Below are 12,623 nucleotides of genomic sequence, written 5' to 3'. Positions count from 1 at the left end.
GCGGTTTCCCGCCGGGCTTTCTGTTTGCCGGGTCGAGAGCCTTAGAGGCCGCCCGGTCCGCAATCGTTGGCCAGGAAGTCCAGCATCTTGGTGTAGAACTGTTCCTGGTGCTCGTACATGAGCGTGCTGTAGAAGTGGTCCGCACCGGTCAGAGTGAGGAATTGGGCATCGGTCTTGCCCGCCTTCTTCATCGCCTTCTGATAGTCTTCGAAGTTGAAGTAGAGCACGCGGGCGTCGACGTCGCCATGGACCATCAGCACGGGCACATTGACCTTCGACACTTCGTTGATCGGGTTGATACCGATCATGCCGCGGCGCTGTGCCCAATCGTCGATCGCCTTCGGGGTCCACGGGTTGCTACGCAGCTTGTAGACCTTTTCCGGATCCGCAACGGCTGCACCGGCGATGACGCACTGGTACATGTTGGGTTCGCGAGAAGCGGCCACGAGAGCGGCATAACCGCCATAGGACCAGCCGAACATTGCGACGCGATCCGGATCGACCAGGCCCTGGTCGATGAGGTACTGCGCGCCATCGTCCTTGTCGTCCTGCATGGCGAGGCCGTGCTGGCCATAGGCGCTGTCGAACAGTTCCTGGCCCCAGCCCACCGACATGCGATACTGCGGCTGCAGGACCATGTAGCCGGCATTGGCGAGGAGCTGGCCCCATTCGTCATAGCTGATGACTTCGTTCACGTGCGGGCCGCCGTGCGGCAGGACCACCAGCGGGAACGGACCTTCACCCTTCGGCTTGGTGACGTAACCCGAGATCGTCTTGCCGTCGCGAGCCGGATAACGGATGAATTCGACATCCGAGAGATCTTCCGGCTTGAGCAGCGGGTTGCGGCTGCCGAGCTTGCTCATGCGGCCGTCCTTGACCAGCCAGAACGAACCCGGGTCGCGCGGACCGCGGTTCTGGACGATCATGATGTTGCCATCGAGCGAACGGCTCGAAATGCTGACTTCGTGCGCATGCGGGATCTGGGCTTCAAGTGCTTCGTAAAGCGCCTTTTCCTGCTCGTCGAACCAGATGCGGTTGCGCTTGTCCCAGGGATAGCGGGCTGCGACCAGGGTGTCGTCACCCGGGATCGAGCTCGTCTGGATCCACATGATATCGGCCTGGTCGGTACCGGCAAGCTTCTCGCCATACTGCCCGGTCTCGAAGTTGAACTCCCAAAGGGCAGCCTTGTCTTCACCGCGGTTGTCGATGACGTAACCGATGTTGGGATCGTCGGCCTTGAAGCCGCGCAGCCCCATGAAGCCCGAAAGAACGCGATAGAGGTTCTCGTGCTTGTCCTGGTCGTAACGTGCGAACTCGGTCCACGAGCTATCACCCGGCTTGCGGTAATACGTCACTTCTTCCTTGGTCGCGCGGTCGTAACCGGAAGTCCAACGCGGATTGCCTTCGCTGTCGAAGACCGCGGACGGATACTTCTCGCTACCCTTCAGGACGAGCTGCTTGCCACCCGTCTTGAGGTTGAGCTTGGAATACTCCCGCGGACGGAAAGCCGAAAACGGATCGACTTCGATCGCGCTGCCGACTTCACGGCCGGTTCCAATCAGGATGTGATCGGGATCGTTGGGCAGCAGCGATGCGATGCTGAAGACGCCTTCGACGCGGCGGAACTTCTTCGCCTTCACGTCGAAGATGAATGATGCGTAATCGTAGGTGCCTTCTTCAGGACCATTCACCCTGCTGCGGTTCTGCTGCCAGGCGGTACCGAAGATGTAATCGTCGCCCACCCACTGTGCACCGATGATCTCCATCGGGTCGGCGGCGATGCGGTACGGCTTCTTGCCGAGATCATCGGTGTCGTAGAGTTCCATGAGGTAGTCGCCCTCACGGCTCTCGTTCTTGATGACGAGGATGCTCTTCCCGCTGGGCGAAACCTGGACCTGCGTCATGGTGTCACGAAGAGCCCAGACTTCGATGGGAACGGTAGGCTGGCCGGTGGTCTGTGCAGTGGAAGGCGCGACCCCCAGTGCAACGGTGCAGGCAGCTGCTGCAAGAAATACTGATCTGAACTTCTTCATTTTCGAACTCTCACAAGACGCGTCCCGGAGGACGGATGAACCCCTTGAATGAAATAGGCGGCCCCGCGACTAATCGCGAGGCCGCCCAAACTTAGTACCCTGTTCTGAATGAAATCAGAACTGGATATTGATGCGGGCGAAGAATTCGCGCCCGTTATAGTCGTAGCCTGCGCCAAGCACCGTGTTCGAGATATCGGTGATACCCGAAGCGAAGGGGCTGACCTGCGGCGGAGCGGTGTCGAAGACGTTGCTCACACCGACCAGGAGGTCCCAGGTGTCGGCACGGTAGCGGATCGACGTAGTGTGCAGGAACTGCTCGTCGGCGTAGCCGATCGGGCGACAGTACACACCGTCACCGACGACGACACCGTCCGGAACGCCGTTCGCGTCACGCGAACCGCCACCGAGGCAGGTGCTGCCCGTCTGACCGATGAAGTTGCCATCCGGGTCGTAACCGAAGACGTCGGAGAACGGGTCGATGTTGTCCGGATCCTGGTCGAAGCCACCGATGTAGCGGGTGTTCCAGGTGAAACGCCACTTGTCGATGTCTGCCGTGAACGTGGCACGACCGGTCCATTTCTGGAGACCCACTTCGCCGTCATCGCGGTCGCTGATGAAGTTACCGGTGGTGTCGTCGATGAACAGCGTGCTGCGCTCGATCAGGTGGTTCGCACGAACGTTAAGACCAAGGTCTACGAGCGTTCCGAACGCCTGGACTTCCTTGGCCAGACGACCGTTGAAGTCGAGACCGCGGACGCTTTCTTCGTTCAGGTTGATGAAGCCAGCGAACACGTCGGAGATCAGCTGCGAGCCGGTCGTCGATGCCGTGATACGGTCACAGAAGGCCGAACGTTGCGGATCTTCACGCGTGTAGCAGTCCGAGACGATAAACCCGACCGAAGGAGCGATGATCGAGTCCTTCACCTTGATGTCGTAGTAGTTCGTGCTCAGGGCGAAGTCCCAGCCGTCACCGAAGGTTTCTTCGAAAGCGAAACCGGCAGTCAGCGAGCGCGACGTTTCCGGATCGATGTCGAGTGCACCGCCGCGGGTACTTTCCACGCTGGCCACTTGGATCGGCGAAAGCGACTGACCCGTGGTCGGATCGATCTGCAAACCGACCGTGAACGGGTCACGACCTTCACGGATACAGTTGTCGAGGATGCGCTGGTCACGCGTTTCGTTCGTCGGATCGTAGGTACCGGTTGCAACGTCGAATGCCTGGTCAGGCACGGCGCACGGGTCGGTGACCGAGGTGAAGCCCGACTGCGAACCGAGGAAGTTCTCACGCAGGTTCGGCGCACGGAACGAAGTACCGTAGCTGAACTTGAGCAGCAGGGGCTCGATCGGACGCCAGCCGGCCTTGATCGAGTAGGTGTAGTTGGTGCCGTAGAATTCCTCGTCGGTGATACGGCCCGAGAGGTTCAGGTTCAGTTCCCGGACCCAGGGCTTGCCAGCCTGCAGAGGAATGTCGATTTCACCGAACGCTTCCTTGATTTCCTTCGAACCGGTGGCGCCGCTGTCGGCGAAGAAGCCGAAGAACAGGCCGTTCGAAGCCACATCGCTAGCGATCGAGTTGATCTCGTCGCGGCGATACTCGACACCGAACACACCGCCGACCGGGCCGGCCGGGAGGGTGAAGAGGTCACCGGTGACAAACGCGTTCAGGACGATCTGTTCATAGGTGGTGTCGAACGAACGGTTACCGAAGACGTAGTCACGCTCGGCCTGCGTTGCGAAATCGCCCTGGGCGGAGCCCAGCACGCTGTCGGCGAACAGGTTGACCGCGACACAGCCGTCGAGAAGGTCAGGCATGGCGAGATCGGGGTTGGCGAGCGCCGATGCATCACACGGATCGATCGCCGGCAGACCGCCGGTGACCTGTGCGATGAACGAGTTACCGATGGTCACACCCGAGTTGTAGTCGTCGGCAATGCCGTCGCCGTTGTTGTCGACCACGCCGTCGCCGTCGAAGTCCATCGTCGGGTCGATACCCAGAGCGAAGGCAAGCTTGTCTTCGCGGATACCGCGAACGTTCGACTTACCGTCTGCGTACGAGTAGACGCCCGAAACTTCGAAGCTCCAGCTCGGCGAGATGAAGGGCAGGTCGCCACGAACACCGAACACGCCGCGATACTGCTCTTGCGTGACATCGGTGTTGTTACGGTCGCCTTCGATGGCGAAGACCGGACGGACCGAGATCGGACCGAAGCCGGTCAGACCCGAACCGGGCAGCGAACCTTCGGTGTCGGAACGACAGTCAACGCCGCTAACATCCGTGTTACAGGGGTTGAACGCGTTGTTATCCGGCACATACGGGAAGATCTGCGCGAAGAACTCGTTCTCGCCACGGATTTCCGCACGGGTGTACATCGCTTCGAAGAACGGAGTGATGTTCGCTTCGCCCGGGAAGGTGTACTCACCGTATGCGAGGACGTTGTAGCGCTTCTGCTGGCTCAGGAACGTTTGCTCGGGGTTCGCACCGTTGAGGTTGTAGTCGTTCAGGAAATCGATGTCGCGAACGCCGTCACCATTGGCATCCACCGGACCACCGAAGAACGATTCCGAGTAGCCCGGGATACCCGAGTTACCGGTCTGGCCACCGAAGTAGGTGTTGTCGTCACGGTAGATCGAACCGACGTTGGTGAACGGAATGATGATACGGTTGTTGAAGCCGTCCTGGATACATTCGCTCGTCGAGGTGGTGACGGTGCCGCCCGAGTCGGCAAGCGCGTTGGCCTGCTGGTCGATCGTCAGGCGACGGACTTCACCGGTGTTGGTGATATCGAGGTTGGTCGTACAACCACGGAAGAAGTCACGGTCGCTCAGGCGGATGCTGTCACGGAAATCGTATTCCGCGCCGATGCCGAAGAAGCCGCGGTCGGTGTTGAAGCCCCAGGCTGCGCCGACCGTGTAGTCGTCGCCGCCACCTTGGGGATTGATGTTTCCGAATGCGGTCAGCTCGAGACCGTCGAAGTCCTTGCGGAGGATGACGTTACCCACACCGGCAACAGCGTCCGAACCGTAAACAGACGATGCACCGTCGAGGAGCAGGTCGTAGCGGTCGATCAGCGTGCTGGGCAGCAGGTTGAGCGAAGGAGCGGTCGGTGCGCCTTCCACACCGGCCGGTGCGAGACGACGGCCGTTGATGAGGAGCAGCGTACGGTCTGCGCCGAGGCCGCGAAGGTCGAGAGTGGTCGAACCCGGGCCGTTGTCGAGCACGAAGCCCTGGAAGGTTGCGTCGATCTGGACGCCGGCGGCGCTTTCCGAGCGCTGCAGGATCGAGGTCGGATCGAACAGACCAGCTTCCTGCTCGCTTTCGGTCGTCAGGACCTGCAGCGGCGAGATGCTGGAGTAGGTGTCGCGCTTGAGACGCGAGCCGGTGACGACGATGGCGCCAGCGCTCTGCGAGCCATCGGCACCCGTGCTCGTTACGTCGACAACGTCCTGGCTGCCGGCGTCATTGTTCGAAACGCCGTCTACACCGTCCTTGACGACGCATTTGCCGTCGACTTCTTCCTGGCCCTTGGGGCAGTCAGCGTCGCTGGACTGCGCAAAAGCCTGGCCACCCGAAATGAGCGCCAAGGCGGACGCCGAGAAGGCGAGACCCTTGATCGTGTTGAATTGAATTTTTCGCATTGAATACTCCAGTCGCGACAACCGGAACTGCGCTTTCCATCCACCCGGACTCGCAATGCGACGCTCCCCTAGTGGCGCCTGAATCCATTGCGTTGAATTATTCCGGGAAGACGGACCCCCAGTCCCAACTGCACCGGTTTCTGCGTTAACCGTAGGTACAAGTCAAAGCGCCAGCGGCGGTTTTGGGGGAATTGTTGCCCAAATCACACAACTTTCGCAGCCCCCTACGGCCTACGGGAAAAGCCTGCGTAAGAATCTATTATCCAGCCGCGATATTGGGCTTATTATATTTCACGCGTGATCGCGGCGGCATTCCGGCATTCGAATGCGATATGCGAATCGCCTGTCTTGTCGCGGCCTTATGACAGGGCGCGCGAAGTGCCTTCGCGCGCCCCTGGAGTGCAATCAGGACACCTTCATTTCGAGCGCGCCGTCGCCCTCGTCGATCCGCACGGTCGACCCGTCGGGGACATTGCCCGCAAGGATCATGTCGGCGAGCGGGTCCTGCACGTAGCGCTGGACCGCGCGCTTGAGTGGACGCGCGCCATAGACCGGATCGTAGCCTACCCGGCCGAGCCACTTCTTCGCCCCGTCGGTGAGGTCGAGAACGATCTTGCGATCCTTGAGCAGCTTCTGGACCCGCGCGACCTGGATATCGACGATCGGGGCCATGTGCTCCTGGGCGAGGCGGTGGAACAGGATGATCTCGTCCAGCCGGTTCAGGAACTCGGGTCGGAAATGTCCGCGCACCACGTCCATGACCTGTGGCTCGACATCCTCGACCTTCTGGTCGTCGGTCATGCTCGCAAGATACTGGCTGCCGAGGTTCGAGGTGAGAATGATCAGCGTATTGCTGAAATCGACCACGCGGCCCTGCCCGTCGGTCAGGCGGCCGTCATCGAGCACTTGCAGCAGCACGTTGAAGACATCGGTGTGTGCCTTCTCGACTTCGTCGAACAGCACGACCTGGTACGGCCTGCGGCGAACGGCTTCGGTCAGCACGCCGCCTTCTTCATAGCCGACGTAACCCGGAGGCGCGCCGATGAGGCGGGCGACCGCATGCTTTTCCATGAACTCGCTCATGTCGATGCGGACCATGGCGGTGTCGTCATCGAACAGGAAGCCGGCAAGCGCCTTGGTCAGTTCCGTCTTGCCAACGCCCGTGGGGCCGAGGAACAGGAAGCTGCCGAGCGGACGCCCGGGGTCCTGCAGGCCCGCACGCGCGCGGCGCACGGCCTTCGACACGGCATCGATCGCCTGCGACTGGCCGATCACCCGCTTGGACAGGATATTCTCCATGTCGAGCAGTTTCTCCCGCTCGCCCTCCATCATCTTGTCGACCGGGATACCCGTCCAGCGGCTGACGACGCCGGCGATATCGTCTTCGGTGACTTCTTCCTTGAGTAGCGCGTTTTCGGTGTGACCTGAGGCTTCCTCGAGCTTCTTCTCAAGCTCGGGAATCTTGCCGTACTGCAGCTCGCCTGCCTTCTGGAGGTCACCGGCGCGCTGCGCCTGCTCCAGTTCGATCCGCGCATGATCGAGCTCTTCCTTGATCCGGCCTTCGGCATGGATCTTGTCACGCTCGTTCTGCCAGCGCGTGGTGAGTTCGGAGGACTGCTGCTCGAGCTCGCTCAATTCCTTGCGAAGCGATTCCAGGCGGTCCTTGGAAGCCTGGTCGGTTTCCTTTTGCAGCGCCTGCTCCTCGATCCGCAGCTGGATGATGCGGCGGTCGAGGCCCTCGATTTCCTCAGGCTTGCTTTCCACTTCCATGCGGATACGCGAAGCCGCCTCATCCATAAGGTCGATCGCCTTGTCGGGCAGGAAGCGGTTCTGGATGTAGCGGTTCGACAGCTGCGCCGCGGCGACGATCGCACCATCGGTGATGCGAACGCCGTGGTGCAGCTCGTACTTGTCCTTGATGCCGCGCAGGATGGAGATCGTGTCCTCGACGCTGGGCTCGTCGATATAGACGGGCTGGAAGCGCCGCTGCAGCGCGGGGTCCTTCTCGACATACTTCTGGTACTCGTCGAGCGTGGTCGCGCCGATGCAGTGAAGCTCGCCGCGGCTGAGCGCAGGCTTCAGGAGGTTGCCCGCATCCATGCTGCCTTCCGAGGCGCCGGCGCCGATCAGCGTGTGCATCTCGTCGATGAACAGGATGATCTGGCCTTCAGCGCCCTTCACTTCGTCGAGCACGGCCTTGAGACGCTCCTCGAACTCGCCGCGATATTTCGCGCCAGCAATCAGCGCGCCCATGTCGAGCGACATGAGCGTGCGACCCTTGAGGCTGTCGGGCACATCGCCATTGGCGATGCGCAGTGCGAGGCCTTCTGCAATCGCGGTCTTGCCGGTGCCGGGCTCACCGATGAGGGCGGGATTGTTCTTGGTGCGTCGGGCGAGGATCTGGACCGTGCGCCGGATTTCCTCGTCGCGGCCGATCACTGGATCGAGCTTGCCGTCGCGCGCCGCCTGCGTGAGGTCGCGCGCGTACTTCTTCATCGCATCGTAGCTTTCTTCCGCGCCTGCACTGTCTGCGGTGCGGCCGCCGGTCACTTCCTGGATAGCTTCCTCGAGCGACTTGGCATCCACGCCAGCCGCCTTGAGCGCCTTGCCCGCGTCATTATCAGCGAGCGTCAGCGCCTGGAGGATGCGCTGCACGGGCACGAAGCTGTCGCCCGCCTTTTCGGCAAGCTGTTCTGCCTGGTCCAGCGCTCGCACGGCATCATTGTCGAGGCCCGGCGTCTGCTGCGCGCCGCCGCCCGACACTGCCGGAATCTTGCCCAGCGCCGTGTCGACTTCGGTGATCGCCACTCCGGCATTGCCGCCCGCGCGCTGGATCAGCTGCGCGGCCATGCCTTGCTCGTCATCGAGCAGCGCCTTCAGCAGGTGCGAAGACGTGATGCGCTGGTGGTTCATGCGGATTGCGACCGTCTGCGCGGCCTGCAGGAAGCCCTTGGCGCGGTCGGTGAACTTTTCGAGATTCATCGAGAATATCCCATCAAATTACCGCCTGCATATGGTGTGGCGCTTATGCAACACAAGACCCCGCCTGAAATTTTAGAGAGGTGTGTTAGTCGCATATAGGGGTGCCCTGCCGATTGGCGAGAGGCAAGGGCAAAATTATTCGGCCGGCAGCCCTTCGAGGCCCGGCACCATCACCGTCCTCCCGCCACCGAAATCCTCGCGCACGACGATGAAGCCCTGTCGCTCGAGATGATCGAGCAGGCGGCGGATACGCCCCGGAGAACTTGTCCCATAGGCGCGCGCCAGCTCGTTCTCGTCGACCTGCGTTTCGCCAGCATGCGCCGCCTTGGCGATGACGAGGAACGGGCCGAGCAGGTCCTCGTCGACGGCACTGGCGAGCTGCATGATGCGCGCCGTCATTTCTTCGCCAAGATCGCCCAGCCCTGCGCCGGCAATCGCGAACCTGCGGCGGAAGGCATGCATGTCTGGCATCGGGCCGATCAGGCGCTCTCGGCGGCAGGTGGTGAGGAAAGTCTGGTACTGCGCGCTGGCCGACTGGAAAGCGATGCCTTCCTGCGCGGCGAGTTCGCCGATGATTTCCTCGATCCGCATCATCACCGCTGACGGCTCCACCGCTTCGGCGGGTGATTCGACCTGGCGCTCCTCTGCGTGAGCGATGTTGTCGGCGATCTCGTCCATCGAAGGTGCGGGAGGCGGAGCCGGCGGCGGTGCGGGTGTCGCGACATCGCTCGCCAGATCACGGGTGAGCAGGTCCGCCATGTCTTCGGGCGCAGTATCGGGAAGCGCCATCAAGCCTTCGCTGCGCGCCTGGTGCCCGGTCTTCACCGGACCGATCTTGCAGGCGATCGGAAGACGCGTGATCGCAGGACCCAGCGCGAGGAAGTGTCCGCGCTCCAGCTCGCGGATACGTTCTGCCTGACGCCGCTCCATGCCGAGCAAGTCGGCTGCGCGGACCATGTCGATATCGAGGAATGTGCGCCCCATGAGGAAGTTCGAGGCTTCCGCCGCGACGTTCTTGGCGAGCTTCGCGAGGCGCTGCGTGGCGACGACGCCTGCAAGCCCGCGCTTGCGGCCGCGACACATGAGGTTGGTCATCGCCGAGAGCGTCATGCGCCGCGTATCCTCGGCCATCTCGCCGGCAGCGGCAGGCGCGAACATCTGCGCCTCGTCGACCACCACGAGCGCCGGATACCAATGCTCGCGCGGCGCATCGAACAGGGCGGTCAGGAACTGCGCGGCGCAGCGGATCTGCTGTTCGACCTCCAGCCCGTCGAGGTCTAGCACGACGCTGGCACGGTGTTCGCGGATGCGGCGGGCGAGCGCTTCGATCTCGCCCGGCGAATATGCAGAACCGTCGATGACCACATGGCCAAACTCTTCCGCCAGGGAAGGGAAGTCGCCTTCAGGGTCGATCACCACCTGCTGGACCATGCCAGCGCTTTCTTCGAGCAGCCTTCGCAGCAGGTGCGACTTGCCGCTTCCCGAATTGCCCTGGACGAGCAGACGGGTGGCGAGGAGTTCCTCGATGTCGAATTCGACCGGCTTGCCGGACGTTTCGTGGCCGATGGTGATCTGCGCTGTCACGAAAACTTGGCTAGCGGGCCGAATCCGTAATGTGGAAGGGCGCTAACCATTGTTTTGCCCAGCATGATCGCTGCGCTGCCGATTGCGACTCCCGCTCAGCATCGCTAGGCAGGTTTCAAGAGAGGACTGATATTCTATGTCGAAATGGTTCGGGCGGATCGGTTTCGCCCTGGTCGCACTCGCCCTCGTGGCTTTCGTTGCACTGGCAAGTTGGGAGCCTTTCTGGGCCAAGCGCGACGATATAACGCGCAGCACGGAAAGCTATTCGGCTGAAATCATCCGCGATGATTACGGCGTGCCGCATATCTATGGCGAGCGCGATCGCGACGTCGCCTACGGCGTTGCCATCGCCCATGCAGAGGACGATTTCGCCACCTTGCAGGACGTAATCGCCATGGCCCGCGGGCGCTATGGCGCGATCGCGGGCGAGGACGGAGCGGCGATCGACTATGTCTATCATTTGCTCGATGCGCGCGGCACGGCGGAGCGGCACTATCCGCAGCTGCCCGAGGATACGCGCGCCCTGTTCGAAGCCTATGCCACCGGTCTCAACGACTATGCGCAGCAGAACCCCGACGAGCTCAAACTGGCGAACCTCTTCCCGGTCGACGGACGCGATGTCGCGGCAGGCTTTGCGCTGCGCCAGCCCTTCTTCTTCGGCCTCAATGGCGTGATCCAGCCGCTGGTCGAGGGCAGCGACCTGCGTCCCGAACAGGGTCCCGACATCCCCGGATTCCCGCGCCCCGACGCACCGCCGCCTCCGGCGCTGGAAGACAACGCCCCCACCCCGCCCGCCCTGCCCGAGCGCGGGAAACAGGCGCGCGCCCTGCCGCTCCACATGGGCGAGGACGGCGCGCTTTCAGGTTCCAACGCCTTTGCGGTCCGTCCGGAAAAGTCCGGCGGCCCGACCACCCTTATCTCCAACAGCCACCAGCCGCTGCGCGGCGGCGTCGCCTGGTACGAGCTGGTGGTCGAGAGCGATGAAGGCTGGCACTATGCCGGGGCGAACTTCCCCGGATCGCCCTTCCCCTTCCTTGGCCACAACCGGAACCTCGGCTGGACCAATACGGTCAACACGCCCGACATGGTCGATGTCTACGAACTCGAAATGGACGAGAGCGGAACCCGCTACCGTTTCGGCGGCGAATGGCGCGAGCTCGAGAGCAAGAGCGTCATGCTTCCGGTCCGCATCGGCCCCGTCACCCTGCCTATTTCGCGCGACGTCCTGCGCAGCGTCCATGGCCCTGTCATCAAGAACGACAATGGCTATTTCGCTTTCCGTTACGGCGGGATCGACAATCTCGGCCAGCTCGATGCCTATTACCGGCTCAACAAGGCCGAAACGCTTGAAGAATGGGAAGGCATTCTTGCCCGGATGGACATTCCCTCCACCAACTTCATCTACGCCGATGCTCTCGGCAATATTGCCTATGTCTACAACGCCGCCATTCCCGACCGGCCGGAAGGACCGAACTGGCGCGGCGTGCTCGACGGGACGGATCCCGAACTCGTCTGGGAGGGAGCGGTCGATTACGAGGAATTGCCCCGCCTCGTGAACCCTGCCTCGGGCTGGCTCTACAACGCCAACAACACGCCCTTCACCGCGGCCGGTGACGGCAGTGACCTGTCCGCGCAAGACTTTGCGCCGGAACTGGGCGTCGAACTGAAACAGACCAACCGGTCGCGGCGCGCATTCAAGCTGCTGAGTGAGAGCGAGCTCCTCGATCGCGAGGCGCTCAGGCGAATCAAATACGACACCGGCTATGCCCGCGAAGGCTATATCGCGCGGCTGTGGGACGATCTCGAGGCGCTCGACCTGTCGGACAACGCCGAGCTAGCAGAGGCTCGTGACATGCTGCTGGGCTGGGACTTCAATGCCGACAGCCAGGATCGCGCCGACGCGCTCGCCCTGCTGATGATCCGCGAGTTCATGTCCTCGTCCTACCAGAACAAGGAATGGCCGGACGTGCGTGAAGAGCTGGAGGCCCATGTCGCGCACCTGCAGACCCATTTCGGCCGGATCGATCCGCCGATGAGCGACCTGCTGCGCCTGCGGCAGGGCGACATCGACCTGCCTCTCGACGGCGGATCGGATACGCTGCGCGCCTCCACGCTCTGGGACGTGAACGAGGACGGCCGCCTTGCCGTGCGCCACGGCGACAGTTTCATCCAGTGGGTGGAATGGATGCCTGGCGAACGCGTCACTTCGCAGTCGATCCAGCCCTATGGCGCTGCGACGACCCGTCCCGATTCACCGCATTACGCAGACCAGATGGAGCTGTTCGTCCAGCACCGCTTGAAACCGGTCTACTTCTGGCGCGAGGATGTCCTCGCCAATGCCGTCAGCCGGAAAAGGGTGACGCACAATCCGTAATTGCCTAAGCAGCC

General features: G+C 62.2%; 5 protein-coding genes. 1 reads left to right on the top strand and 4 read right to left on the bottom strand.

Annotated features, from left to right (window positions below; all coding sequences use genetic code 11):
- Nucleotides 1-41: 41 nt before the first annotated feature.
- The 4 genes from K3136_RS11895 to K3136_RS11880 all read right to left on the bottom strand — a co-directional run bounded on the left by K3136_RS11895 (nucleotide 42) and on the right by K3136_RS11880 (nucleotide 10,235).
- Entirely contained in the window at nucleotides 42-2,033 is a 1,992-nt protein-coding gene (locus K3136_RS11895) for an alpha/beta hydrolase family protein (RefSeq protein ID WP_221430518.1), read from the bottom strand.
- Nucleotides 2,034-2,147: 114 nt separating this feature from the next.
- The gene (locus K3136_RS11890; RefSeq protein ID WP_221430517.1) at nucleotides 2,148-5,669 is read right to left on the bottom strand and encodes a TonB-dependent receptor domain-containing protein; all 3,522 of its coding nucleotides are present in this window, start codon (nucleotides 5,667-5,669) and stop codon (nucleotides 2,148-2,150) included.
- Between the two features lie 405 nt (nucleotides 5,670-6,074).
- Nucleotides 6,075-8,651, bottom strand: coding sequence for an ATP-dependent chaperone ClpB (clpB, locus tag K3136_RS11885; protein ID WP_221430516.1), 2,577 nt, complete (start codon nucleotides 8,649-8,651; stop codon nucleotides 6,075-6,077).
- A gap of 135 nt (nucleotides 8,652-8,786) precedes the next feature.
- Nucleotides 8,787-10,235: an ATP-binding protein gene (locus K3136_RS11880; RefSeq protein WP_221430515.1), complete on the bottom strand. Its 1,449-nt coding sequence runs from the start codon at nucleotides 10,233-10,235 to the stop codon at nucleotides 8,787-8,789.
- 136 nt (nucleotides 10,236-10,371) lie between these two features.
- Here K3136_RS11880 and K3136_RS11875 point away from each other — a divergent pair, with 136 nt between their 5' ends.
- The gene (locus K3136_RS11875) at nucleotides 10,372-12,609 is read left to right on the top strand and encodes a penicillin acylase family protein (RefSeq protein ID WP_221430514.1); all 2,238 of its coding nucleotides are present in this window, start codon (nucleotides 10,372-10,374) and stop codon (nucleotides 12,607-12,609) included.
- Nucleotides 12,610-12,623: the final 14 nt, after the last annotated feature.

The organism is Qipengyuania gelatinilytica (assembly GCF_019711315.1).
GTDB classification, from domain to species: domain Bacteria; phylum Pseudomonadota; class Alphaproteobacteria; order Sphingomonadales; family Sphingomonadaceae; genus Qipengyuania; species Qipengyuania gelatinilytica.
Note: the sequence above shows the minus strand (reverse complement) of the source record. Positions and strands in the feature narration are given on the sequence as shown.